Origin of the sequence: Alistipes intestinihominis (assembly GCF_040095975.1) — a bacterium.
Taxonomy (GTDB): Bacteria; Bacteroidota; Bacteroidia; order Bacteroidales; family Rikenellaceae; genus Alistipes; species Alistipes senegalensis.
Window position 1 is genome coordinate 47,829 of sequence record NZ_JBBMFL010000007.1, and the last position, 25,446, is coordinate 73,274.

The 25,446-nt window shown below is 62.7% G+C and carries 15 protein-coding genes and 2 pseudogenes; 1 reads left to right on the top strand and 16 read right to left on the bottom strand.

The window, feature by feature from the left end; all coding sequences use genetic code 11:
- Window positions 1–3 precede the first annotated feature (3 nt).
- The 8 genes and pseudogenes from WMO46_RS07535 to WMO46_RS15605 form a co-directional block, all read right to left on the bottom strand.
- Window positions 4–3,192, bottom strand: coding sequence for a SusC/RagA family TonB-linked outer membrane protein (locus WMO46_RS07535; protein WP_276714431.1), 3,189 nt, complete (start codon window positions 3,190–3,192; stop codon window positions 4–6).
- A 95-nt stretch (window positions 3,193–3,287) separates the two neighbouring features.
- A complete protein-coding gene (locus WMO46_RS07540) occupies window positions 3,288–4,880 on the bottom strand; it encodes a BACON domain-containing protein (protein WP_349094119.1) in 1,593 nt (530 codons plus the stop codon).
- A gap of 115 nt (window positions 4,881–4,995) precedes the next feature.
- Entirely contained in the window at window positions 4,996–6,090 is a 1,095-nt protein-coding gene (locus WMO46_RS07545; RefSeq protein ID WP_349094120.1) for a glycoside hydrolase family 88/105 protein, read from the bottom strand.
- Between the two features lie 21 nt (window positions 6,091–6,111).
- Window positions 6,112–8,130 carry a BNR-4 repeat-containing protein gene (locus tag WMO46_RS07550; RefSeq protein WP_278965747.1) on the bottom strand — a complete coding sequence of 673 codons (2,019 nt, stop codon included), beginning with the start codon at window positions 8,128–8,130 and terminating at the stop codon, window positions 6,112–6,114.
- A 22-nt stretch (window positions 8,131–8,152) separates the two neighbouring features.
- Complete coding sequence (locus WMO46_RS07555; RefSeq protein ID WP_278965744.1) at window positions 8,153–9,580, bottom strand: BNR-4 repeat-containing protein; 1,428 nt, start codon at window positions 9,578–9,580, stop codon at window positions 8,153–8,155.
- Between the two features lie 3 nt (window positions 9,581–9,583).
- On the bottom strand, window positions 9,584–10,765 hold the full coding sequence (locus WMO46_RS07560) for a glycoside hydrolase family 88 protein (protein ID WP_278965741.1): 1,182 nt from the start codon (window positions 10,763–10,765) through the stop codon (window positions 9,584–9,586).
- A gap of 109 nt (window positions 10,766–10,874) precedes the next feature.
- On the bottom strand, window positions 10,875–14,258 hold the full coding sequence (locus WMO46_RS07565) for a response regulator (RefSeq protein ID WP_349094121.1): 3,384 nt from the start codon (window positions 14,256–14,258) through the stop codon (window positions 10,875–10,877).
- A 3-nt stretch (window positions 14,259–14,261) separates the two neighbouring features.
- Window positions 14,262–14,378 (bottom strand): annotated as a pseudogene (locus WMO46_RS15605) (two-component regulator propeller domain-containing protein); the annotation flags it as partial.
- 89 nt (window positions 14,379–14,467) lie between these two features.
- Here WMO46_RS15605 and WMO46_RS07570 point away from each other — a divergent pair.
- Complete coding sequence (locus WMO46_RS07570; protein WP_349094122.1) at window positions 14,468–14,605, top strand: hypothetical protein; 138 nt, start codon at window positions 14,468–14,470, stop codon at window positions 14,603–14,605.
- Between the two features lie 20 nt (window positions 14,606–14,625).
- Here WMO46_RS07570 and WMO46_RS15610 read toward each other — a convergent pair.
- The 8 genes and pseudogenes from WMO46_RS15610 to WMO46_RS07605 form a co-directional block, all read right to left on the bottom strand.
- Window positions 14,626–14,943 (bottom strand): annotated as a pseudogene (locus WMO46_RS15610) (two-component regulator propeller domain-containing protein); the annotation flags it as partial.
- Between the two features lie 196 nt (window positions 14,944–15,139).
- Window positions 15,140–17,332, bottom strand: coding sequence for a heparinase II/III domain-containing protein (locus WMO46_RS07575; RefSeq protein WP_349094123.1), 2,193 nt, complete (start codon window positions 17,330–17,332; stop codon window positions 15,140–15,142).
- A gap of 205 nt (window positions 17,333–17,537) precedes the next feature.
- Entirely contained in the window at window positions 17,538–18,968 is a 1,431-nt protein-coding gene (gene xylE, locus WMO46_RS07580; protein WP_276714425.1) for a D-xylose transporter XylE, read from the bottom strand.
- A gap of 61 nt (window positions 18,969–19,029) precedes the next feature.
- On the bottom strand, window positions 19,030–20,343 hold the full coding sequence (xylA, locus tag WMO46_RS07585) for a xylose isomerase (protein ID WP_026076576.1): 1,314 nt from the start codon (window positions 20,341–20,343) through the stop codon (window positions 19,030–19,032).
- A gap of 19 nt (window positions 20,344–20,362) precedes the next feature.
- A complete protein-coding gene (locus WMO46_RS07590; protein WP_349094124.1) occupies window positions 20,363–21,850 on the bottom strand; it encodes a xylulokinase in 1,488 nt (495 codons plus the stop codon).
- A 179-nt stretch (window positions 21,851–22,029) separates the two neighbouring features.
- Window positions 22,030–22,776, bottom strand: a complete 747-nt coding sequence (locus WMO46_RS07595; RefSeq protein ID WP_019150967.1) for an NUDIX hydrolase — start codon at window positions 22,774–22,776, stop codon at window positions 22,030–22,032.
- A gap of 225 nt (window positions 22,777–23,001) precedes the next feature.
- On the bottom strand, window positions 23,002–24,531 hold the full coding sequence (locus WMO46_RS07600; RefSeq protein ID WP_349094125.1) for a glycoside hydrolase 5 family protein: 1,530 nt from the start codon (window positions 24,529–24,531) through the stop codon (window positions 23,002–23,004).
- Between the two features lie 26 nt (window positions 24,532–24,557).
- On the bottom strand, window positions 24,558–25,445 hold the full coding sequence (locus tag WMO46_RS07605) for a sialate O-acetylesterase (RefSeq protein WP_349094126.1): 888 nt from the start codon (window positions 25,443–25,445) through the stop codon (window positions 24,558–24,560).
- Window position 25,446 lies beyond the last annotated feature (1 nt).

The following is a 25,446-nucleotide window of genomic DNA, read 5'->3' on the forward strand; positions in this document are numbered from 1 at the left end:
GTTTTAGAATCCGATTTTAACACCCAGCTTGAGGCTGGTCATCTGCGGATAGAATCCCGTGGTGAAGGTGGTGCTCGCGGGGTCTCCCTCGATCAGCGGGGTGAACGTCAGCAGGTTGTTTGCCGTGAGATAGAGGCTCAGGCTGCGGAATCCGACCTTCTGGCGGAGCCGTTTGGCGTTGAACGTGTAGGCGAGGTAAACCTCCCGCAGCGAGAGGTAGTCGGCCTTGCGCCATGTGCGGCCTTCGAGCATCATTTTCGCTCCGGCGTCGCCGCTGCCGCCGGCCCACATGTACATCGGGTGTCCCGACGTTCCTCCGTAGACCAGCGTGGCGTGGTTGGCGTCCCGGTTGTCGGGCCGCCAGTAGTCGAGCTGCGAATGGGTGATGCGGTAGTCGCCCTTGTTGAACTCGATCTCCCAGCTCTTGTTGTATTCGACCCACTTGCCGAGGTTGGCGTACCACAGCATGCTGAATTCGAATCCCTTGTAGTCGAATCCGGCCCGGAACGAGCAGACCACCGGCGGATACTGGCTGCCGGCGATGGCGTGCAGGTCCTCGACGGAGAGCCGGCCGTCGGCCGAATAGTCGAGGTACTTGTAGGCGCCCACGTTGACGAAATTCCAGTCGGTCGTGTAGGCCGGGTAGTTGTGGATGTCGTCGATGGATTCGAAATAGCCCGAATCGACGATGCTCACGCCGTCGGTCTGTCCCTTGTAGGGCTTTCCGGCGGTCTTCTGGTACTCCGGGGCGTAGGGCGCGTCCTCGTAGTTGGTGATGCGGTTCTCGTTGAGCGAGACCATCGCCGTCAGGTTGTATCCGAAGCCCGTAGGGGTCTTGTCGGCCCAGCCCAGCTCGATGTCGATGCCGTGCTTCTTCATACTGCCCCGGTTGACCTCCTTGTACGAGGTGCCGACGAGCATCGTGACGTTGGGCTTGACGAGCATGTTGGTGCGCTTTTCGTCGAAAAGGTCGAGATTGAGCGTCAGCCGGTTGTTCAGCCAGCCCATCTCGATGCCCAGGTCGCGTTTGCGGGCCTCTTCCCACTGGGCCACCGCGTTGGCCGCGGCGCCTTCGTAGATGTAGCTGTCGCCGCCCTTGACGTAGTCGCTGAAATAGAGCCACCGCGAACCGGAGTCGCTGCCGACCAGTCCGTCCGAATAGCGGATCTTCAGTTTCGACCACCAGGGCATCGCCTCTTTCCAGAAACGCTCCTGCGAGGGCACCCAGCCTATGGCCACCGAGGGGAAGAAGCCGTAGCGGTTTTCGGGCGAGAACTGCTCCGACCCGGTGTAACCGAGGTTGCATTCGAAGAGGTACTTGTGCTTGTAGTCGTAGGTCACACGCCCCACGACGCCCTGCGAATGGTAGGGAAAGGCCGTGCCCTTGACGTTTTCCCGCTGGTTGAAGAGCGCCAGCGCCGTCACGGTGTGGTCGCCGAAGGTGCGGTTGTAGTTCAGGGCTCCCTCCCAGTAGAAGGTGACGTAGTAGTTGTTCTGCATCGCCCCGCGGGTCACGGCGTAGGGGGTGTTCTCATAGACGTGCTCGCTGGCTGCGGAGTAGATCCACGGATTGCCGTCGCCGGCGTCGTACCGGTTCCAGTCGATGTAGAACGTGGGGTTGGAGTTGGTCGCCGTCTGCGAGATGCGGGAGTAGTAGGTGCTCAGCGAGACGTTGGCTTTCACCGAGAGCCCTTTGGTGATGAAGTCGAGCTTCTGCTCGAAGTTGATGTCGGTATAGAGCTTGTTGTCCGTGGTCTGTTCGAACTCGCCCGTCGAGAGCGACGTACGGATGTTCCCGAAGTAGGCCGTGCGCGGACTCGACAGACGGCCTCCCGAGGCGTCGGGATAGTCCGTGTCGGGAATCTCCTCCAGCACCCAGGCGGGGTAGTAGGCCGGGTACATCATCGGCGAGGCCGAATACATCATGTTGAACATGCCCGACACGGTCTTGTCCGTCGGCGTGTCCTTGATTCCCAGCACGCCGCCCACCTTGACCGACAGCTTCGTGCTGCGCGTCACGTCGAAATCGAGATTCGAACGGTAGTTGATGCGGTCGTAGCGGAAATTGGCGTTGCTCCACTCCGAAAAATCCTTGAAGATCGACCCTTCGTGGGAATATCCCAGCGAGAGGAAGTATTTGACACGCTGCGAACCGCCCGAGACGTTGTAGTTGGCGTTGATGGTCTGGGCGCACCTGCGCATGGCGATGTCGAACCAGTCGTTGTCCGGATAGCGGATCGAATTGATGCGCGACGAAGGGCGGGCGTACTCCTCGATCTCCGAACGGGGAATCATCGAGCCGTAGCTCTGGGCGTTTTTCAGCGCCACGTTGAGCAGTTCGGCCGTCTGCGCCGAGCCGATGTGGTCGGGGATCATCGTCGGGAAGTCCAGACCGTAGGAGAGCGAGATGTTCATCTTGGGCTTGCCCGTGGAGCCCGTGCGGGTGGTTACGATGATGACGCCGTTGGCGCCCTTGGCGCCGAACACGGCCGTTGCCGAAGCGTCTTTGAGCACCGACAGCGAGGCGACTTCGTTGGGGTCGATGTCCGCGAAACTGCGCTCCACGCCGTCAACGAGCACCAGCGGCGTGGAACCGTTCCAGCTCGATACGCCGCGGATGAAGATGTTGGCGTCGTTGTTGCCGGGCTGTCCGCCCGTCTGGATGGTCGTCACGCCCGAAAGTTTGCCGGCGATGGCGTTGGTGATGTTCGTGGTGCCCGAATTGACGAGCTGTTCGTTGTTCACCTGCGAGATGGCGCCCAGGACGCTCTCTTTCTTCTGAACGCCGTATCCGACCACCACCACGTCTTCGACCTGATGCGTCTCTTCGGCCAGCCGTATCGTCAGCGGCGAGGCGTCGGTGACGGCGATCTCCCGCGCCTGGAAGCCCAGGAACGAGACGTGGAGCACGTCGCCTTTGCGGACGCGGAGCGTGAATGCGCCCTGCGCGTCGGAGATCGTACCGCCGGCAGATCCTCCCTTGACCGTGACCGCCGCGCCGGCGATCGCAATGCCGTTGGTATCGACGACGCGGCCTTTGGCCTGGATCGTCGGTTGCTGTTTGCCGGAATCCTGCTCCCCGGCGGCGGCCGGTTCTGCCGTGACGGCGAACAGCAGCAGCAACACCGCGGCGGTCAGGCGGCGAAGCCCGTGCAGCGATGTCGCAAGCGGTTTGAGATAGAAGTTTTCCATATCGGGATTGGGTTGTTTAGATAGGTTGGGAAATGGCTGCGGCGGACTGCCGGCCGCCGTCGGGAGGTGCGGCCGGCAGTCGTTGCGCAGCGATGTCAGTCGGCCGGGTAGAACGCGATGGCGTCGAGGCCGCCCGTACTCAGCTGACGGATCCGGATCGTTGAAGCTGAACCGGGTTCGGTCGGCACGGATTTGCCGTCGGTCTGGCAGGCGCCGCTGGCGCAGCGGATACGGAACCGGATGACGCCGTCGCCGACGGCCTCCGCAAAGCGGGCGGTTTCATTGACGTTCGTCACCGCATTGGCCTTTGTCAGTTCATAGGTCGCCGTGACGCGCAGTCCGTTTTTGGCGTAAGTGAATTCTTGCGAATTGGTGGGTTTCCACGTTCCCTGGTCGAAATACTCCACCGTCCAGTATTTTGGCGCCGTGGCGACGCCGCTCATGGAGAAGCGGAAGTTGACGGCCGATCCTGCCGCGAAATCCTTCACGGGAACGGTGAATTCCAGGTTGTCGTCCGTCCAGATCCGCTTGACGGCGTAGTGGCCTTCGCCCTTGCTGCTGATAATGTATTCAGGAGTGTAGACGGGGGCTTCGTTGACCTTGTTCCATTGGCCGTAGGCGGTCGTGCCGTCGGGTTTGTCGGCTGTCATTTTGCCGCCGTTGATCCACTCGTCGCCGCTGTACTTTTTCAGCGCTTCGTCGGTGAGGGTCCACCAGGCCAGCGGTTCGAGGCTCTTGGCCTTCTGCGAAACGGTGATCACCACATCTTCCAGCGCCGGATCGTCGGGGTGGATGGTCAGGGTGCCGGTGCGGGCTTTGCCGGTGTTCTTCGAAGCCGTCAGCGTGATGTCGGCCGGGGTCGGCGAGGAGGTGCCCGATTCGGGCGTGACGGTGAGCCAGTCGAGTCCCTCCTTGACGACGGTCCAGCTGCGGTTGCAGAGGATTTGCAGGGCGGCAGGGGCTTCCGGCACCTCGGGGAACTCGATCGTGTTGTTCTTGCCGAAGCCTGTTACCGTGAGCAGCGGATCGTCGCGGTAAGCGGTCTGACGGACGGTCACCACCACGGGCTCCATCTCTTCGGCCCGGAACGTGATCGTGCCCTGGCGGGCGTCGCCTCCGTTGGCCGAAGGGGTTACGGTGATCGTCGTCCTCTTTTTGCGTTCGCCCGAGAGCGGCGATACCTCGGCCCAGTCGAGCTCTTCGGGAAGAGCCGTCCAGGCGACGTTGGCGTAGACCGAGAATGTGACCGGATCGAGGTCCGAGAATTCGAATTCGAGCGTGTCGTCGGTCAGGCCGTCCAGCGTGAGCGTCGGCACGATGGGGAAAGCATCCTGCGTGACGGTCACCCGCTGTACATGGGCGCCGGCGTAGACGGTCAGTTCGCCGCTGCGTTCCAGGTCGTCGTTGGGAGCCGCCGAGAGGGTGATCGTCGCCGGGAGTTTCGATCCTCCGTTCATCTGCGAAACGGTCAGCCAGTCGAGTCCGCTTTTGGAAATCGACCAGGTTTTGTTCGTCGAGATCGAGAAACTGACGCCCTCTTCGGGGTTGTACGGGAAATGAAGTCCTTCTTCCAGCCCGTCGATCTCCACCCGGTCGGCAGCTTCGGTCTCCGGGTCCGAGGAGCAGGCCGCAGCGAAGATCCCTGCCAGCAGAATCAGGGCCGTGCATGCGATTTTCAGGGTTTTCATGTGATGGTTGTGTTTTGGGTTGTCAGGTCAAAGTTATTCCGATGGCCGCGAATCGTTTTTCACGAGTGTATTCGTTTTTTGTCCGAGCGTCGCATTGTGCGGCGGCGGCCTGCGGTTACATCCGTACGATCTCCGAGGCGGCCATCAGGAAGGCTCCGACGCCGTACACCTCGGTCATTTCGCGGTTTGTCCGCTGGGGCGATCCGCCGATGGGCTGCACGTATCCGAGGCGTCCGTCCGGGCCGACATACGAACAGAGGGCCTTCCAGCCGCGGCGCGCGGCGCGTTTGTAGACCGGTGCGGTCAGCAGTCCGCGGTTCACGCCCCAGGCAAGTCCGTAGGTGAAGAATCCCGAGGCGCTGTTTTCGGGCATCGGGTAGGTTTCGTGGTCGAGCATGCTCGGATGCCACGATCCGCGGGCGTCCTGACAGGCGACGACGGCTTCCGACATGCGGAGGAACGTCCGCCGGTAGAAGTCGTACATCGGGTCGCTCTCGGGAAGGGTTTCGAGCAGGATGGCCAGCGCGGCGTAGCACCAGCCGTTGCCGCGGCCCCAGAAGACCTTTTTGCCGTTTTTCTCGCGTTTGCCGAAATAGCGCGCGTCGCGGTAGTAAAGCCCTTCGGCCGCGTCGAAGAGGCTGCGCGACGAGGCGTAGAATTCGCGGTTCATGAACTCCCGGTAGCCGTTGTCGCCCGTGACGTTCGCCAGCAGGGCGTAGACCGGGGGCGCCATGAACAGGGCGTCGCACCAGCTCCAGCGGTTCGAGCCGTTTTTGGCCTTGATGTGCATCTTGGTCTGCGCCGGGAAGGCGATCACCGAGTCGGCCCGCTGTTTTACGGGACACAGCATCGCCGGGTCCCGGTAGCGTTCGTACAGCATCAGGCTGGCCTGCCCGACGCAGATGTCGTCGGCATGATACTGCCGCCGCCCCATGCGCCAGCCGTTGCGGCGTCCGATTCCGAGGACGAACTCCTCGCAGGGCTTGTATCCCGAGACATCGGCCCAGGTGAGCATCCCGCGGTAGAGTGCGCCGTTGGCCCAGTGCTGGTCGCTGCGCGTGCCGGGGCGGGAGAGGTGTTCGCCGAAGTTGTCGATTTGCCATTGCGCCACCCGGTTGGCGATCTCGGTGTCGCGTTTGCCGGCGGCTTCGGTCGGGACGCCCGAAAGCGCTGCGGCCAACAGAAAGAGGAGGAATCGTGTCTTATACATAGTTCGGAAGTTTGATTGCGGTTATCGGTTTACGGGTTCGGGCGCCGCCCATTCGTCGGCCATGTCGTAGGGCATGCGGAAGACGCCGCCCGCAGCGGTGCAGAAATAGAGGTGCGAGGCGGTCCGGGCGTCGGGGCTGCCGTCGGCCCAGAACGCGTAGAATCCCTCCGCGGCGCCGAGGGGCCGCCGCACGTAGGTGTGGTTGTAGGTGCTGTTCGCGGTCAGCGTTTGCGCGCGGAGCCAGCTCCCGCCTTCGTCGAAACTGCGCCAGACGACTATTTCGCCGCCTGCGCCCCAGTACTGGGGCCCTGCGTCGGTCGGGGCGATGACGGTCCAGACGCCCTCTTCGATCCAGAGGCTGCCGCTGTCGTAGCAGTGCGTCGAGGTGGCGATCAGGCTCTCCCGCCACTCCCGGCCCGTCCAGTGGAACGTGTGCCATTGGCGCACGCCGCCGTCGGGGCCCGTCAGGTGGTTGTCGCTGGTGACGCAGAGGATCACGGGGCGTCCCGCGGCGTCGAAATTCAGGTCCTTGATGTAGCAGTTGCGTCCCTGGCTCTGGAAATCGCGCACCAGGGCGTTCGAATAGCGCTCCGTCACGGGAACCGTGACCGCTGTGCCGCCGGCCGTGGTCCACGTCGCGCCCCAGTCTTCGGACTGGACGTAATAGATGTTGGTGCGCGTATCGACGTTGCCGTTGATGTGGCGGTTGAAGGCCGTGCAGACCTTCGTGCCGCAGATGTTGCTGATCTGGTAGTGTCCCGATTTGCTTTCGGAGCCCTCCTTGATGGAAGCCAGCTTCCGGTAGGGCGTCCAGTTCACGCCGTCTTCGCTGGTCTGCCAGAAGAGCTGGCGCACGCCGTCGTAGCGGGTGAAAAAGAGGAAGAAGCCCCGCTCGGGATGGTAGTGCACCTGCGGATAGGCCATGACGCTTTCGTTGATGCGTTCGAAAGCCGAGATGTCGTAGGGATTGACGCTCCGGTAGCGGATGCCCGGGCGTTTGTTGGCGCGCCCGGCGACGAAAACCCAGACGTAGCCGTTCCGGTCGATCTGGACGGTCGGGTCGTCGTGGGGGTCGGAAACCCCGTCGATGCCTTTGTCGTGCACGACGCGGGGCTTTTGCAGCAGTCCGGTCTTGTGGTCGTAGCAGCCGATCATACATTGCAGGTATTTCCGGCCCGTGTCCGGGGCGCCGCCGTAGACGAAATAGGTCCGTCCGACGGCCGGGGCGTAGACGGCCATCGGGATATGTTTCATCGTGTAGGTGCCCAGTCCGCCGGAGTATTTGGGGCCGTATTCCGAGGCGGCCTGCCCGATCGAGAACCAGATGCCGCGGTAACCCTCCACCACGGGAGTCTGTTCCGGGGAGTCCACCCGGGCGTAGTTGGCGATCGTCGCCGCCGGGCTGTAAAAGAGGTCTCCGGTGATTTCCGAAGGGCGGTAGACGCAGCGGTACGAGATGTCGCCGCCCGCATCGTCGAACGCGACGGTCTGCTTCGAGCCGTCGTGCCGCGCTTCGCAGTAGCGGGTCCGGGGCTCCCCGACCGCCGAGACGTAGGTGAATTCCTGTCCGACCAGTCCTTCGGGGCAGGAGTTGCCGAGCGTCACGGTCGCCGAGGCGCCGGCGAAGTAGGCCCCCGTGACGGTGCGGTTTTTCAGCGACGCTTCGTAGCGTTCGCCGTATACGGTCACCGTCGGCGCAGGACCTGCGAAAATCCCTCCGTCGTCGGTGACGTAGCGGATCTCGGTCGGCCAGGAGCCCTCTTCGATGCCGGTCAGCTCCTTTTCGCCGTCGCTCCGGCCGGCCGGAATGTCGTGCGGGGCTTCGTCGTCGCCGAGCCGGAGCCGGATCGACGCGACCTCCTGCGGCATACCGCTCCAGCGGCAGACGATCCGGTTGCGGCCGCCCGCGAGCGTCAGCTGTCCGGCGTTCTCCAGCACGGGAAGCGGCGTGTCGGTTTCGGGCGCATCGCCGTTGCAGCCGGCGCCCCCGAGGAGCGCGGCTGCAAGCGATACGGCGGTGAACAAGACGTGTGGTTTCATGCGGTCAGGGACAGGATGAAAGTCAGTCGCGGGGTTTTCCGCCGGGTACGGGCTCGGGTTTCTGCCACTCGGCGTTCATCGTGTAGGGCATGCGGAAAACATCGCCCTTGGCGTTGCAGAAATAGAGGTACGAGATGCTCAGCGCGTCGGGATTGCCGTCGGCCCAGAAGGCGTAGAAATCCGGATCGGCGTGGAGCGGGCGGCGGGCGTAACCGTGGTTGCGCGGGCTGTCATGCGTCAGCGTCCGCACCCGTTTCCACGTTTGGCCCTTGTCGCGGCTGCGCCACATCACCATCTCGCCGCCCGTGCCCCAGTACTGCGGGCCGATGTCGGTCGGCGCGATGACGGTCCAGACATCGTCGTCGTCGATCCACAGGCTGCCGCTGTCGTAGCAGTGCGTCGAGGTCGTGATGTCGCTGTAAACCCATTCGGCGCCGTCCCAGTGTACGGTCTGCCACTTGCGCACGCCGCCATCGGGACCCGTCAGGTGGTTGTCGCTCGTCAGGTAGAGGATCACGGGCTGTCCGTCGGGCCCGAAGTTGATGTCCTTGATGTAGCAGTTGCGGTGTTCGGACTGGTAGTCGTGCACCAGGGCGGGGTTCTTCGAACGGGTGATCGGCAGCTCGATCGGTTTGCCGTCGATCGTGGTCCACGTCCGCCCCCAGTCCTCCGACTGGATGTAGTAGATGTTGGTGCGCGTATCGACATTGCCGTTGATGTGGCGGTTGAAGCAGCACATCAGCTTGTCGCCGCAGAGGTTCGTGAACTGGTAGTGCCCCGACTTGGTCTCGCCCTCGTCGATGATCGAGGCGATCTGGCGGTAGTCGGTCCAGCGGATGCCGTCGGTGCTCGACTGGTAGAAGAGCCGCCGCACGCCGTCGTAGCGCGTGAAGAAGAGGAAGAAGCCCTTTTCGGGATGGTAGTGCACCTGCGGGTAGGCCATGATGCTCTCGTTGACGTATTCGAATGCCGAAATGTCGTAGGGTTTCGTGCTGCGGTAGCGGATGCCCGGGCGCTTGTTGGCGCGTCCGGCGACGAATACCCAGACGTAGCCCTCCTTGTCGAGCTGGATCGTGGGGTCGTCGTGGGGGTCGCCGACTCCGGCCACGCCCTTGTCGTAAACCACGACGGGGCGGCGCAGCATGCCCGTCTTGTGGTCGTAGCAGCCGACCATGCAGAGCAGGTATTTGCGCTCTTCGGAGGGCGTTCCGCCGTAGACGAAGAAGGTTTTGTCCGCTTCGGGCGAGTAGACCGCCATCGGGATGTGCTTCATGGTGTAGGTGCCCAGTCCGCCCGAATACTTGTCGCCGTAGCCCGAACGGGCCTGGCCGATCGTGAACCAGATGCCGCGATAACCGTCGATGGTCTGGTTGTCCATCGACTTGCGTTCCTGTGCGCCGGCGCCCCACACCGTGCAGATGAGGAGCAGTGCCGCTAAGATTTTTTTCATGGTTTATTTATGGGATTTGTAGTTTTTCAGCCGGAGCAGTGCTTCGAGGAAATAGTAGTCGCCGTAGATGATCGGCACATCGACCTGCGATTTGCTGGGTTTCGAACCGACGCTGTGGTCGATCAGGAATCCGTTCTTCTCCCCCGCGGGGATCAGGTAGCGGTCCGAAGCGAGCGAGCGCAGGATCTTTTCGGCCGTCTTGTAATAGAGCTTTTCCTTTTCGGGGACGTACCTGGCCAGTTCGAGCAGCGCCGAGGCGGTGACGGCCGCCGCCGAAGCGTCGCGCGGCTCGTCGGGAATCCCCGGTGCGTAGTAATCCCAGTAGGGCACCTTGTCCTCGGGGAGGTTGGGGTGGCCGATGAAATATTCGGCGCTCTTCACGGCGCGGTCGAGGTAGCGGCGGTCGTGCGTGAAGCGGTAGCACATCGTGAATCCGTAGAGACCCCAGCTCTGGCCTCTCGACCAGGCCGAAGTCTGCGAATAGCCCTGTCCGCCCTTCTGCGTGACGACGCTGCCCGTTCCGGCGTCGTAACAGAGGATGTGGAAACAGCTGTTGTCGGCCCGGAAGTGGTTCTTGAGCGTGTTGTCGGCGTGGGTCACGGCGATGTCGCGGTAGCGGCTGTCGCCGGTGAATTCCGAGGCGAGGAAGAGCATTTCGAGGTTCATCATGTTGTCGATGATCACGCGGAAGGGATTCGCTTTCCCGTCCTTGTTGTTCCACGAGCGGATCAGCCCGACGGCCGGGTCGAACCGCGAGATCAGCGCTTCGGACGAGTCGATCATCAGCTGTTTGTAATAGTCGTCCCGGGTCAGTCGGTAGGCCAGGCTGCACGGACAGCCCACCATGAATCCCACGTCGTGGGTCTGGGTGTAGTGCCGCAGCGTTTCGAGCTGCGCCGTGCGGCGGCGGGCCGCTTCGAGCCATTTGGCGTCGCCCGTATATTCATACAGGTACCAGATGTTTCCCGGGAAGAATCCGCTGATCCAGCCTTTGGCCGAGGTGTAACGGGTGGTTCCGTCGTGCTCCCACGAGGCGGGGAAGCGGTCGGCCGGGGCGAGCGAATCCATCAGCGCGATCTGCTGCGCTGCACGGGCGAAAGATTTGCGGACGATGCTCTGCGCGGCGCCGGTTCCGGCGGAGGCGAGCAGACAAAGTGTCAGAATGATTCGAAGTGTTCGGGTCATATCAGGAATGTTTTGTTTCTGCAAAAGTATTCCTGCCTCCGTCATTCTTCCGGTCCGGCGGTCTTAAAAATATGTCTCAGAATCTCAATCTGCTCTTCGCAGGGGTCGTTCACCCCCCCCCTCCGTGATCCGTATAGTCTTTCGGTGCCATTCCGAAGTGCTGTTTGAAACAGCGCGAGAAGTGCGACTGCGAACTGAATCCCACCAGATCGGCGATTTCGTTGAGACGGTACTCCCGGCTGCGGATCATCGCCGCGGCCTTGTTGAGCCGGTAGATCAGGATGAAATTGTTGGGCGTGACGCCCGTCAGCGATTTGATCTTGCGGAAGAAACTGGCGCGGCTCATGCACATCTCGGTGCTGATGTCGCTGATGCTGAGCGAACTGTTCGAAATGTTGGCGTCTACGTATTGGCGGAGTTTGTCCACGAACGCGCGGTCGGCGGCCGAAAGCCGTATTTCGTTGTTCTCGCCCGTATCTTCGGGTTCGCTGTCCGGCTGTTCGGTGCCCGAGAGGAGCATTCGGCGCAGCCTGTCGCGCGAGGTCAGCAGGTTATCGACCACCGTTTGGAGCAGCGTGGGGTTGAACGGTTTGGTCATGTAGACGTCGGCCCCCTCCTGATAGCCGGTGATCTTGTCCTGATCGGTGACCTTGGCGGTGAGTATCACCACCGGGATGTGGCTCAGCAGTACGTCGGTCTTGATTCTCCGGCACAGTTCGTATCCGTCCATCTTCGACATCAGCACGTCGGTGACCACCACGTTGGGCATCTCGGTATGGATCAGGTCCAGTCCGTCGGCGCCGTTGTCCGCCGTGAAGACTTCGAACCGGGGAGCGAATATCTGGCGGCAGTAGCGCCGCAGCTGCGGATTGTCCTCGACGATGACCATCTTCGGCCGCGGACCCTCCTCCCGCATCTCCTCCTCCGCGTCGGGGAGGCTGTCCGGACTGTCGGCCACGGCGGTCGCCATGCCGTCGATGAATTCGACCTCGACGGTGGGTTCGCCCGCGATGTCGTAGAGGCTTTCGTCCACCGGGATGGCGAACGTGAAGCGCATGCCGCCCTCGGGCCGGACTTCGGCCACGATGCTGCCCTTGTGGATCAGCAGCAGCTGTTTCACGTAGTGGAGCCCGATTCCGGAGCCGGCCGCGACGTGTTCGCCCGCCGTAAGCCGTTTGTAGCGTTCGAAAATGCGCTCCACGTCCTCCTGGCTCATGCCTGTGCCGTCGTCGGTGACGCTCACCACCAGATAGTGCGACGACGCGGCGGCGGTGAGTTTCTCCGGCAGCGTGTCGGCAAGCGTCAGCGACACCGCTATATGGCCCTCTTCGGGCGTGTATTTCAGGGCGTTGGAGATCAGATTCGAGAGAATCTTGCTGAATTTGTCCGTATCGACGGCGACGGTCATCCTGCCCGGCGGCGTGGCTGTCAGGCTGATGTCGATCCGCTTCTCGCGGGCGTAGCAGGCGAAGCCGGCCATCATGCGCTCGACCACGGGAAGGATGTCCTGCCGGCAGACCGAAAGCGGCAGCGTGTCGTTCTCGATGCGGCTCAGGTTGAGCGTCTGATCGACGAGTTTGAGCAGGCGTTGGATGCTGTCGTTGATCAGGTTGATCAGTTCGCGCTGGCGGTTTTTGTCCTGTATGCCGGGCAGCATGTTCACCGGGCCGTAGATCAGCGTCAGGGGCGTCCGCAGCTCGTGCGAGATGTTGGTGAAGAAATTGATCTTCATGTTCGTGAGCTCTTTCTCGCGCTCCAGCTCCTTGCGGGTGGCCTCCAACTCGATTTTTTGCAGCCGGCGGCGCAGGAAGAGCCTGTTGGCGAACCAGGCGGCGGTGCCGGCCGCCAGGATGTAGAGCAGAAAGGCGTACCACGTGAGCAGCGGCGAGGGTTTGATGACGATCTCCAGCCGCCGCGGCTCGCTGTTCCAGAATCCGTCGGGGTTCTGCGCCGTCAGTTCGAAGACGTAGCGGCCCGCGGGCAGGTGCGAATAGTTGGCGCTGGTGCGGTTTTCGACGTAGTTCCACTCCTCGTCGATGTCGCCGCCGTGAAGCCGGTAGGCGTAGCGGATTTTCTCGGGGGAGAGGAACGCCAGCGCCTCGTAGCTGATGTCGAGGTTGCGTTGCTTGTGGTCGAGGACGATCCGTTCGGTGTCGTCGAGCTGCTGCGTGAGGATTCCGTCGTCGGAGGGGTGCTGGGCGACGCTGTTGACTTTGAGCTCCCGGAGCACCAGCCGCACGGGGCGTTCCGAGATCTTGGGCAGGACGCTTTCGGGTCTGAAATGCACGAGCCCCAGGTTTCCGCCGAAGTAGAGCATGCCGGATGTCTGACAGACGCACCGGGGATGGAACTGCTGGGTCTGCATCTTGTCGGAACGCAGGTAGGTGATGATCCGTTCCGTTCCGGAGAGGATGAGCGAAAGACCGTAGGAGGTCGCCACCCACATGTCGCCTTTCCGGTCCTGTGCGAGGGAGGCGATTTCGTTGCTGGCGAAACCGTCTTTCAGGGTGTAGGTTCTGAACCCCTCCGTCGGATGATACCGCAGCAGGCCCTTCGAGCGGGTTCCGATCCACAGCCGGCCGCCCCGGCCTTTCAGCAGGCAGGTCGCATGGCGGAGCGCGGTGGCCGTAAGGCTGTCCGGGGCTTCGAGGAAGGGCCGCCGTTCGAGCCTGCGGCTGTCGATGGCGAAAAGTCCCCGCCGGAATACCGCCGCCAGCATCGTCGTGTCGTCGAGGCGGATGACATCCTGCACGTCGCAGCCCTCGAAGCATGCGTCCCGCAGGCGCATGCCGTCGTACACCAGGAGCCCCGAAGTCGTCGCCACCCATACGTCGTGCCGGGCGTCCTCGCAGAAGCGGTTGGCCGAAAAGCGTTCCGGAAGCAGGGTGTAGTCGAGGATCGTCTGATGGCGGGTGTTGCAGCAGGCGATGCGGTCGTCGATGTTGACCCAGAGATGTCCGGACGAATCGGCGAAGAGCGCCGACACGTTCTTGCTGTTGAGCCGCTGCATGAGGGTGCAGTTCTCCATCGTGTGCCATTTCAGGTCGAGCTGCGAGGTGTAGGCCAGCATGCCTTTGAAACGGCTCCCGATCCAGCGTGTGCCGTCTTTCGAGATCGTGATGGCGTTGACGAACTTGCTCAGGGTCTGTTTGCCCAGCCGGATCGACCGGGTGAACTCCTTTTCATTGGCATAGCGCACCGAATAGCCCCGGTCGAGCGTGCCGATCCAGAAATTGTTTTCCGAATCGCGGAAACAGCAGGAAAAGTCGCTGGTGTAGTTGAGCCCGGGCGTTCCCCGCGTCACGATGTTCTTTTTCAGCGTGCGGGTCCGGATGTCGATCTGGTGGAGATTGTCCCCCTGTGTCCCGATGTAGACCGTGTCGTCTACGGCCGTCAGCGAGAGTATGGCGGACTGGGAGAGTGCGGCGATACATTCGTTCAGCGGTCCGTCCGTTTCGGCGGGGGCATCGGTGCGGGGATCGACGATGCGCACTCCGTTCGAAGTCCCGAACCAGATCCGGCCTTCGGAGTCGCGGCAGCTGCTCAGAAATTCCGCGGAGTCGGGCAGCGCCAGCGAGTCGCAGATATTCAGGTTGTTGTCGTATTTGAAAATCGTGCCTCCGGTTTCCCCCCCCCCACAAAAATCCGTTCAGATCGGCTTCGAGCACCGCGGGGCCGTGCCGGGGCGTATCCCGCTTCTCGATGAGCAGACGGCCGCTGCCGTCGAAGAGCGTCATCCCGGCGGGGCCGGAGCAGACGACGTATTCCCCGCTGAACACCGCCCTGTTCAGCCCCTCCGTGCCGGGCAGCCTCCGGAAATTGTCGAGCCGCGCATCGTAGGTGCAGACCCCTTCGGAGGTGACGATCCACAGCGTGCCGTTTTCGTCGCTGCGAATGTCGGACACCCGGTTGCCGGGGAGCGACGCCGGGTCTTCCGGTTCGTTCTGGTAGTAATAGTAGAATTGTCCGTTGTAGCGGCAGAGTCCGTTGTCGGTGGCGATCCAGACGTAGCCCACCTTGTCCTGCGCGAAGCGGTGGATCGTCAGGTTGGGGAGCTGGCGGATGGACTGCGGGCCGGCCCAGACCTCATGGGCGCAGAACGACATCGTCCACAGGAGGAGGATATATTTGCAGCAGCGTTCGATCATACGATCGGGAGTCTCTCTTTTCCGGGTCATCAGGGGTGTGTCAGGAGGATGTCTTTATACAAATTTATATTTTTTTCATTCACGATATTCCGGAACCGTCGTTTTTGTGGGGGCCGGACCGAAAGGCGGGGCGGCGTTTTCGGCGGATTCCGGACACCCGGGGCGCCGAAAAGCCGTTTTCTCCGTCCCGGTCCGGACGGAGAAAACGGCTTCTCCGCTGCCGGAATCAGTTTCCGGGTGAGAGCGTCGTGGTGAAGGTCGCCCATTTGTCCGCGGGCACGGTCGCCTCGAATCCGACCAGGTAAATGCCCGGATTGGGATCGTCGTAGCTGTGGACGGGATCGGTGCTGAATGTTTTGTAGACGATTTGCGTCCCGCCCTCTTCCGCAGCGGTCAGGTACATGGTCTTGCCGTTGCTCGTCAGCACGATCCGGTCGTTCTCCACGGTCGGGACGGTCTGTGTGGCCATGGTCCAGCGGATTTTGGCGCTCCGGTCGGTGCGGGTGCGGATGGCGTCGATGACTTTCAGGTCCTTGTCGTTGACGATCTTCACGGTGCGCATCGCCGAGGCCACCTGATCTTCGAGCACGGGCGAGAGGTCGAACGTGCCGCCCTGTTCCGTCGCCGTGTTGATGGTCTGTTCGAGCGTTGCGAAGCCTTCCACGCGGTGTTTCGAGTCGTTGACCGTGAGCGTGCTGTGGAAGAAGTTGTTCAGCCGCGACACCTCCCAGCGCAGCGACGCTTGGGTGTAGGTCCAGAGGTTTCCGCCCAGCGCCTTGAGGGCTATTTCGAGCGGGGCGTAGGCTTGACGGCCGATGTCCATCGACCAGCGCACGCCGTAGGCGTCGTAGACGAACGATCCTGCGTCCATGTGGGCATGGCTGCTTCTCGCCTTGCCGCCCTTGATGCCCAGGTATTTGTCCGTATCGCTCCAGGTCCAGTCGGTGTGGACCAGCACGACGGGCGTTACGCCCTCTCCGGCCCAGACCTTCTGGGTCGGCGGGGTCACGCTGTTCAGATCGACCCTGCCGGCGAAGACCATGATCATCGGCAGCAGACGGTGGTTCCAGTTGTAGTAGTCCGTGGTCAGAGCGTCGAGATTCCTTTTATTGAAATAGAGGATCGAGGGCTTCTTGAACCTGTCGGCGAAATACCAGCTCGGAATATCGACGCTGGCCGAGAACGGAGGGGTATCCGCGTAGTTGAATCCTTGGTGTTTCGTGCCGACCATGTAGAGCAGCCATTCGGCCGTGCGGTCGAAACCCGCTGTGGCGGAGATGCCGGCGTCGGACCCGGCGGCGGTTTCGAGCGCCGTAAGCATCAGGACTTCGAATACCGTACCGTACTCCCAGTAGCCGTACCCTTCGGGGTAGTTTCCGTGGGGCGCGTAGAGGGCTTCGACGGCCGTGCGGTTCGATTCCAGCGATTTTTCGATGATGGCTTCGGCCGTCTCGGGGCACGTCTCGTAGACGGCCAGCGCGCCGCAGACCAGTCCGGCGTTGCAGACCTGGTTCCAGTTGGAAACCTTGTTGTAGAAACTCGATCCGTAGGGCTCCGCCGTATCGAATGCATATTCGCGCAGCGCCCGTTCGGCATTGGCGCGGGTTTCGGGTTTCAGGTCGGCGTAGAGCCAGTCGTAGCCCAGCGCTACGGCCGCGGCCATTTCGCCGACATCGAGGTAGTGGCGGTGCCCGTTCCAGTCGGGGAAGGCGCAGACGGTGTTGATGTCGTTTTCGGCATGGTCGAGGTATTTGCGGTCGCCCGTGGCGCGGTAGGCGTAGGCGCAGGAGAAGATGCGCAGCAGGGCGGCGTTGGAGATGTGGAGAATCCGTTTTTCCGCGGCGTCGAGCTGGTAGGCGAGGGGTGCGGCGGCCAGTCCGTAGATGTCGGCGTTGCGCAGGTTGGTTGCGTGCAGCCGGTTCAGCACCTGGTTGTTGCCGGCGCGGACCTGCTCCATCAGCGATCCGAACGCTTCGTCGTCCATCAGCAGGCGGGGGTGCCTGTCGGCCGTCAGCCGGTCGTAGTCCGGACGGTCGAGCTCCCCGGGCCGGTCCGAATCCGCGCGGAATACGGCCAGACCGTAGCGGACCTGCCGGGTGCCGCGGACGATGAACAGTTCGTAGCGGCCGTCCACGAAATTGCCGGGAAGCGTGATGACGGCGCCGTCGTCCTCGACGGCGGCTTCGACGCGGTAGGTGTTGTGCGAAATGCCGGTGTCGGTCAGCCGGACGATGTCGCCGGTCTGGAATCCGGTTCCCGGCAGCCGGACCTTGCGGTCGGAAGGAATCTGGTAGACGGTTTCGGCCGGAGTGCCGCCGATCTCGAATCCGGGGCCGGAGGTGGTTTCATTGGAACAGCTTGCGATGCAGACGAACATTAACAGCAGCATCGAAAGATAGTTGGGCTGGTAATTTTTCATGGGCTTTAGAGTTTCGGTTGATTTACAAAGGAACGGATTTTCGCAGTTCGGTTTTTGACTCTCCGTGTCAAAGATTTTCCTTTCGGTCTAATCCGGCCGTTCCCGGATTTCGAACCGCCGCCGCGCCCGAAAAGAAACAACGCCGTAACCGGATAGGTTACAGCGTTGTCTGAAAAAAGAAGGGGCTTTCCGATGCGGGGTGCGCCTACCGCGAAGCGCCGCCGCTCTTCCACAGGGCGGACATCTCTTCGAGGGTCTTGCCCTTGGTTTCGGGGACCCACCGCCAGACGAAGACCGCCGAGGCGAGTGACATCAGCGCGTAGATGCAGTAGGTGCCGCCGACGCTCCAGGCGCTCAGCGACGGGAAGGTCGCCGACACGAGGAAGTTCGAGATCCACTGCGCTGCCACGGCGATGGCCACGGCCTGCGACCGGATGGTGTTGGGGAAGATCTCCGAGATGAGCACCCAGCAGATCGGACCCCACGACATCATGAACGACGCGGTGTAGAGGATGATGAACACCAGCGCCGCGATGCCGATGGTGTCGGAGAACGACAACGCCGCGAGGGCCGCCATGCCGATCATCATGCCCGCGGACCCGATGATGAGCAGCGGCTTGCGGCCCACCTTGTCAACGGTGAAGATCGCCACGACGGTGAAGATGATGTTGACGATGCCCATGACGACGGTCTGAAGCATCGAGGCGTCGCCCGAAGCGCCCATGTTCTCGAAGATGCGCGGGGCGTAGTAGAGCACGACGTTGATACCGATGGCCTGCTGGAAGAACGACAGCAGGATGCCGATCAGGATCACGGCCGTGCCGTAGGCGAAGAGCTTTTCGCGCTTTTCGTGCACCGTGGCCTTGATGTCGTCGAGGATCGAGCGAGCCTCGGCCGTGCCGTTGATGCGTTCGAGCACGGCGAAAGCCTTGGCGTCGCAGCCCCTCAGGGCGAGGAACCGCGGGGTTTCGGGCACGAGCATGATCAGCAGGAAGAAGGCGCCCGCCGGGAAAGCCTCGGAGAGGAACATCCGCCGCCAGCCGATCTGGATCATGGCGGCCTGGATGGCTTCGCCCGTGTCGCCGAGATGGTTGCGGATCAGGTAGTTGACGAAATAGACGACCAGCATGCCGAAGATGATGGCGAACTGGTTGCACGAAACGAGCGTGCCGCGGATCTTCGCCGGGGAGATCTCGGCGATGTACATCGGGCAGACGGCCGAGGCGAGTCCGACGCCGATGCCGCCGATGATGCGGTAGATGTTGAACGACACCAGCAGCGGAAGCGAAGCCTCGCCGTAGGGGAGGATGCCGCTCTCGGGCCGCCACGATCCGACGGCCGAGATGAAGAAGAGCACCGCCGCCATGACGAGCGAGCGTTTGCGCCCGAAGCGCGAGGCCAGTAGGCCCGAGATCGCACCGCCGATGACGCAGCCGATCAGCGCGCTCGAAGCGGTGAAGCCGTGCATCCACGACGTGTAGGTGAAGTCCGCGGCACTCCGGAAGAACTGGTCGAGGGCCTGTTCGGCGCCCGACACGACGGCCGTGTCGTAACCGAAGAGCAGTCCGCCGATGATCGCCACCAGAACGATGGAGAAGAGGTAGGCGCGGCTGCCGGTTTGTTGGTTTGAAGTCATAGGTTCGGAGTATTTTAAGGAGTTCCGGGGGTGCGGCATTACGGCCGCACCCCCGGAACGATTAGATATACATGTTCACGATCGCCTCGTAGAGCTCCTGCTTGCCGCTCCGCTGCACGGGTTCGTGCTTGCGGGCGTAGTCGGCGACCTGTTCGAGCGTGAGTCTGCCCTCCTCGAAGGCTTTGCCCTCGCCCTGGTCGTAGGAGGCGTAACGCTCGGCGAGCATCTTCTCGTAGGGCGAGTTGTCGAGGATGTCGGCGGCGATCAGCAGCGCGCGGGCCATCACGTCCATCGCGGCGATGTGGGCGATGAAGATGTCTTCGAGGTCCGTCGAGTTGCGGCGGGTCTTGGCGTCGAAGTTCGTGCCGCCGCCCTGGAGGCCGCCGCCGCGGACGATGACCATCATGGCCTGCACCATCTCGTAGAGGTCGATCGGGAACTGGTCGGTGTCCCAGCCGTTCTGGTAGTCGCCGCGGTTGGCGTCGATCGAACCCAGCATCCCGGCGTCCACGGCGCATTGCAGCTCGTGTTCGAAGGTGTGGCCGGCCAGCGTGGCGTGGTTGACCTCGATGTTGACCTTGAAGTCCTTGTCGAGCCCGTGGGCGCGCAGGAAACCGATCACGGTCTCCGTATCGACGTCGTACTGGTGCTTCATCGGCTCCATCGGCTTGGGCTCGATCAGGAAGTTGCCCTTGAAGCCCTTCGAACGGGCGTAGTCGCGGGCCATGCGGAGCATCGTGGCCATGTGCTCCTTCTCGCGCTTCATGTCGGTGTTCAGCAGCGACATGTAGCCCTCGCGGCCGCCCCAGAAGACGTAGTTTTCGCCGCCCAGCTCGATCGTGGCGTCGATGGCGTTCTTGATTTGCAACATGGCGCGGGCCGCGGCGTCGAAGTCGGGGTTGGTCGAGGCGCCGTTCATGTAGCGGGCGTGTCCGAAGACGTTGGCCGTGCCCCACAGCAGCTTGATGCCGGTTTCGGCCTGCTTCTGCTTGGCGTAGGCGACGATCTCCCGGAGGTTCTTCTCATACTCCTCGGGCGTGGCGGCCTCGTCCACGAGGTCCACGTCGTGGAAGCAGTAGTACTCGATGCCCATCTTCTGCATGAACTCGAATCCGGCGTCCATCTTGGCCTTGGCGCGCTCGACGGGGCATGCCGCCGCGTTCCACGGGAAGGTCTTGGTGCCGCCGCCGAACTGGTCGCCGCCCTCGGCGCAGAGGGTGTGCCACCACGCCATCGAGAACTTGAACCAGTCCTTCATTTTTTTGCCCTTCACGACCTTCTCGGGATCGTAGTAGCGGAACGCCATCGGGTTTTTCGAATCCTTGCCTTCGAATTTGATCTTTTCCACCGTGGGAAAGTAGCTTGTTGTTGCCATAATAGTAGATGATTTTGAATTATGAATTTTGAATTTTTCTTTCGACTTCTGCGACCCATGCGCGGTATCCCGCTTCGAGGGCCTCGCGGTCGGCCGCGACGGGTTCCACGACCTCCAGCCGACGGAGCGAGGCGAAAGCCTCTTCGCGTGTCCTGTAAAGCCCGGCTCCCAGCGCCGCACCGCGTGCCGCTCCCAGCGCTCCGTCGGTGTTGAACAGCTCGATGCGGGCTCCGGTGAGCGTCGCCAGCGTCTGCCGGAACAGCGGCGAGAGGAACAGGTTGGCCTGTCCGGCGCGGATGATGTCGGGCGAGAGCCCCAGCCCCCGCATGATGTCGATGCCGTAGCGGAACGAGTAGGCGATGCCCTCCTGCGCGGCGCGGAGGATGTGGGCCGTGGTGTGGCGGTTGAGGTCGATGTTGACGATCCCGGCCCCTGTGCAGCGGTTTCCGAGCACGCGCTCGGCGCCGTTGCCGAACGGAACGACCAGCAGTCCTTCGGAACCCGCCGGGACGCTTGCGGCCAGACGGTTCATCTCGGTGTAGTCCATCGTTTGCTGCGCGACGTTGCGGCGTATCCACGAGTTCATGATGCCCGTGCCGTTGATGCAGAGCAGGATGCCGTAACGCGGTTTTCCGGGCGTGTGGTTGACGTGGACGAACGTATTGACGCGCGACTGCGGATCGGCTTTCGGGGTGTCCGTGACGCCGTAGACCACGCCGCTCGTGCCGCCCGTCGCGGCGATCTCGCCCGCCTCCATGACGTTGAGCGAAAAGGCGTTGTTGGGCTGGTCGCCCGCGCGGTAGGAGATGGGCGTGCCGGCCGGGATGCCCAGCTCGCGTTCCGTCGCGGCGTCGGTGTGTGCCTGAATGCCGATCGAAACGTCGGCGTCGGGGATCATCGCGTGGGGAATGCCGTACCGGTCGGCCACGAAGTCCGCGCGGCGCTCCTCCTTGAAATCCCAGAGAATCTGCTCCGAAAGGCCGCTTATGCTCGTGGACATCCGCCCTGAAAGACGGTAGGCGATGTAGTCGCCCGGGAGCATGAACTTGTGGATTTTCGCAAAGATTTCGGGTTCGTTGCGCTTCACCCACGCCAGTTTCGACGCCGTGAAGTTGCCCGGCGAATTGAGGGTGTGTTCCAGGCAGAACTCCCGGCCGATCTCTTCGAGGGCCTCGTCGCCGATCCCGACGGCCCGGGAGTCGCACCAGATGATCGACTTGCGCAGCGGTTCGCCCTCCTCGGAGAGCGCCACGAGTCCGTGCATCTGATAGGTGATGCCGATGGCCGCCACCTCGCGCATGGGGTGTTTCACGGCGATCTGCCGGATGCCTTCGCGGACGTAGTGCCACCACATTTCGGGGTCCTGCTCGGCCCAGCCGCTCCGGAGCGCCTCGATGGGCATCTCCGCCGCGGGGTTGGTGGCCGAAGCCACGCATTCGCCCGTCGGGATGTCCAGCAGCGACACCTTGATGGAAGATGAACCTATGTCTATGCCTAAACTTTTCATGGCTGTATTTATTTTGTGGAGATTACTGAATTATATACCTACCGTCCGAAACGCCAATTTTGCTGCGAAGCAGCACTAAGCCCCCGCCTGAGGCGGGGGTTGGGGGTGGGTCAGATTTATATACGCCGCTACAGGCGGCGACAGCGGCGGTCGAAAGCGGTATGCTGTACATAATCAAATTAATACCTCCAATTGTTTATGAATCCCAGTTTCAGTTTGTCTTTCAGGGCCTTTTTGTAGGCGTTTTTATTGAACGTGTAGTATTGCGCGGGTTTGTGGGCCACGCCCTGCTCCTTTTCGGCGGTGGGGGTCAGGAAACCCGAGGCCAGTATTTTTTTGCGGAAGTTGCGGTTGTCGATTTCGATGCCCAGCACGGCGCTGTAAAGGTTCTGCAACGCCCGGATCGTGAATTTGCGCGGCAGCAGCTCGAAGGCCACCGGCGATTGCAGCATCTCGCGGCACAGCACCGTGAGGGCCGCCGAAAGGATCGCCTTGTGGTCCATGGCCAGCCGCTGAATCGAGTCCACATCGACCCATTGGGCCCCTTTGGCCGTCGTGTAGGCGATGGTGCGGCTGTCGAGCTTCACCAGCGCATAGTAGCCGACGGTGACCACGCGGTCGGTCTGGATGCCGTGGTAGCGGTTGATCCACTCCAGTTCCTCGCCGGCCACGCGCTTGGGGTCGGAGAAGATGTCCATCTGCTTCAGGTAGACGTTTTTGAGCCCCGTGGCCTCTTCGAGGACGCGGTAGGCGGCTTCGGGCAGCGTCTCGTTTTCGAGGATCATGGCTCCCGGCAGTTTGAGCTTGTCGAGACGCGTGTCGGGCTTGTAGTAGCGCCGTTCGATGAGCAGCACTTTGAGCGATTTTCCGTTGAAGCCGAAGACGGCGCAATCTACCGACAGCGATTGATTCATCTGGATGGACATGATGGTCGCGGGTTTAGGTTACGATGGTAAAATTATCCATTCGGAGAGGCAAATCCAAACTTATCGTCTTTCGTACGCTAACTATGCCGCTGCAAAGCGCCTGCCAGAGGGGCTGGGAGGCGATTGCGGGGCGGTCGTGTTAGGCCCGGAATTACGCTAACCGGAATCCCGCGTGTCGGGTTGCGGGATTCCGGCCGGCGCATGCGTTCGCGGACGGGACGGGGATCAGCGCTCCGCGTCGTAGTAGGAAGCCAGCGGGTAGAGGTTCGTGTGGAGCTCCCGGGCCAGGTTCAGGTAGTCGGCGTAGGGGGTGTACTCCACCGACACGAGGCCCTTGTTCGAATCCGCCGTGCCGCCGTAGCCGTCGTTGTATTCGAAGTGCATCCACCCGGCGCAGTTGCGCGTTTCGAGCAGCCGCAGGCAGAAGTTCTGGTAGAACTCCCCGCGGTTTCTCTGCGTGCGCACGAGCCAGCCGCCGCCGTCGGTGTTCGAGTAGGCGCGGCCCTTGTAGTTGGCGTCGGCGCCCTTGACGTAGAACTCCGTGACGATGAAGGGCTTGTCGCCGCACCACACGGCGAGGTCGGCCATGAAGCCGGGTTCGGGCTGCCAGCGGGCGTAATAGTTGACCGACACCACGTCGCAGTAGCGGGCGCAGGCTTCGACGATCCCCTGCGTGTACTTGCTCCAGTCGTGGAGGCGCGATCCGAGGATCAGGTGCTGCGGGTCGGCCTTGCGGACGGCCTCGCTCGTGACCTTGAAATAGTGGTCGGCGACGGCCGAGCGGAATTTCTCGCGGTGGGCTTCGGTGACGGCCTCCGCCGAGGCGATGCCCTCCTGCGCCATGAACGCTTCGGCGAAGTCCCGGGCGCCCTTGTATTTGTCGGGCAGGGCGAGGAAGTGCTTCAGCTCGATGCCTTTCACGGCGTCGGCGTTCTCATAGGCCACGAAGGGCAGTTCGTTGTCGAGGTAGTAGCCCACGAAGTGTTTGTCTCCGGCGAACAGGGCGCATTTCTCGCGGGCGAGGTTCTCGACGTAGCTCTGGAACGTGGGCTCGAACGCCAGCACGAGGCGGTTGTAGGTGCCGTCCTCGAAGGCGTAGCCCAGGTTGGCGGTCATGTCCCACATGAAGGTGCGCAGCAGGTAGAGGTTCTCGGCGTAGGCCATCTTGCGCTGGCCGGGGTTGAGCAGGTTTTCGCGCATATCATCCGGGAAGCGTTCGATGCGGTTCGAGCCGTAGGAGATGTAGTTGAAACCGTAGGAGGCGAGCATCGCGCCCGTCTCGGCGCTCCATTTGGCGTTGCCGCCGAATTTGCTGTTGAATGCCGCCGTATGTTCGGCCGAGGTGCCGGGGCGCACGTGCTGAGTGCCGTGCAGGATGACGGCGCCTCCGTCCGGATCGAGGAAATACCAGCGTCCGCCGGCCTTGCCCACGCGGAAATAGCCCTCGGTGCCCGTCACGGAGACGGGTTCGTCGTAGTCGAGGCGTCCGCCCCATGCCGTTTCGACGTGCCCGTCCACCGGCGAGAACCAGTTCATGCCTTTGACCGTGCGGGTCTCCGCGGCGTCGGCCGTGGTCCACGGCCTGAAACTGCCGCTCTGGATCTTGCGGTATTCGACCGCCGTGTAGCTGTATTCGGGTTTGTCGCCGTGACCGGGTTTTCCGGAGGGTTCGCCGCCGGTCGTGTCGTCGGTGCAGGATGCGGCCGCTGCGAGGCATCCGGCCGCGAAAAGGAAGGATCTGAAAAGTCTGTTCATTGCAAGTGCAGGTTAGGATATTGTTTTTATCGGATTTTCAGCAGGGCTTCGGCGTAGCGGCGCCCCAGTTCGCGCTGGCTCGCGGCCGAGAAGTGCGGGTCCGTTTCGTCTTTCATCGGCGCGAGCCCCTCGGCCGATACGCAGGCCGTGTGCGGGATGCGCAGGCTGCGGAGCATGGTGTTGAAGGGGACCGTGCCCTCGGCGCGGTTCGTCCAGTTCCAGTGGGCGATCTCGCCGAAGACCACCGGCAGCGAGGGGTTGCCGAGCTCCGTGCGCAGGATTGCGACGAGGCGGCGGAGTTTGGCCCCGTAACGTTCGGGATGCGCCGAATCGGCCTCGCCCTGATGCCACAGCACGGCCGCGAAGTCGCCCCAGTCGCCTGCGGCGCGGATGCGTTCGACGGCTTTGGCCAGATAGTCCGTTTCGGAGCCGGGCAGCCACTCGTCGATCGACGAGCCGCCGCGGGCGTTGACCACGACGCCCACCGGGGCTCCCGTGACCTCCGCATAGCGTGCGGCGAAACTCCCGACGGGGCCGATGCGCTGCATGCCGAGCTCCTTGCGGACGGTGGAGTAGCGGTTCATCGGCTCCGCGGCGCGTTCGAATCGGGCGGAGTCGTTGAAGAGGTAGACCCCGCGGAGCGTGTCGGCGGCCCCGGCGTCCATCGGACCCCGGCCCGCCATGTTCGACTGCCCGATGCAGAGCACGAGCCGCAGACGCGGCAGCCGCACGAAGCAGACGCCGCCGGCCGTGAGCGTGTCGCCCGGCATGGGGCGGGGTTCTATGGCATGTCCGTCCGCGAGTTCGATGCGCGGGGTATGCGCAGCTCCGTGGGCCACGTAGACCGTGTCGGGACGGGCGCAGGCCGCGGCGGCGAGGCACAGGGCCGATGCCAGCAGGAGGGTGCGTTTCATG

Excerpts from the sequence above, each read along its gene's own strand:
- WMO46_RS07535 (WP_276714431.1), bottom strand. The coding sequence starts at position 3,192 with ATGGAAAACTTCTATCTCAAACCGCTTGCGACATCGCTGCACGGGCTT.
- WMO46_RS07540 (WP_349094119.1), bottom strand. The coding sequence starts at position 4,880 with ATGAAAACCCTGAAAATCGCATGCACGGCCCTGATTCTGCTGGCAGGG.
- WMO46_RS07545 (WP_349094120.1), bottom strand. The coding sequence starts at position 6,090 with ATGTATAAGACACGATTCCTCCTCTTTCTGTTGGCCGCAGCGCTTTCG.
- WMO46_RS07550 (WP_278965747.1), bottom strand. The coding sequence starts at position 8,130 with ATGAAACCACACGTCTTGTTCACCGCCGTATCGCTTGCAGCCGCGCTC.
- WMO46_RS07555 (WP_278965744.1), bottom strand. The coding sequence starts at position 9,580 with ATGAAAAAAATCTTAGCGGCACTGCTCCTCATCTGCACGGTGTGGGGC.
- WMO46_RS07560 (WP_278965741.1), bottom strand. The coding sequence starts at position 10,765 with ATGACCCGAACACTTCGAATCATTCTGACACTTTGTCTGCTCGCCTCC.
- WMO46_RS07570 (WP_349094122.1), top strand. The coding sequence starts at position 14,468 with ATGAGCAGACGGCCGCTGCCGTCGAAGAGCGTCATCCCGGCGGGGCCG.
- WMO46_RS07575 (WP_349094123.1), bottom strand. The coding sequence starts at position 17,332 with ATGAAAAATTACCAGCCCAACTATCTTTCGATGCTGCTGTTAATGTTC.
- xylE (WP_276714425.1), bottom strand. The coding sequence starts at position 18,968 with ATGACTTCAAACCAACAAACCGGCAGCCGCGCCTACCTCTTCTCCATC.
- xylA (WP_026076576.1), bottom strand. The coding sequence starts at position 20,343 with ATGGCAACAACAAGCTACTTTCCCACGGTGGAAAAGATCAAATTCGAA.
- WMO46_RS07590 (WP_349094124.1), bottom strand. The coding sequence starts at position 21,850 with ATGAAAAGTTTAGGCATAGACATAGGTTCATCTTCCATCAAGGTGTCG.
- WMO46_RS07595 (WP_019150967.1), bottom strand. The coding sequence starts at position 22,776 with ATGTCCATCCAGATGAATCAATCGCTGTCGGTAGATTGCGCCGTCTTC.
- WMO46_RS07600 (WP_349094125.1), bottom strand. The coding sequence starts at position 24,531 with ATGAACAGACTTTTCAGATCCTTCCTTTTCGCGGCCGGATGCCTCGCA.
- WMO46_RS07605 (WP_349094126.1), bottom strand. The coding sequence starts at position 25,445 with ATGAAACGCACCCTCCTGCTGGCATCGGCCCTGTGCCTCGCCGCCGCG.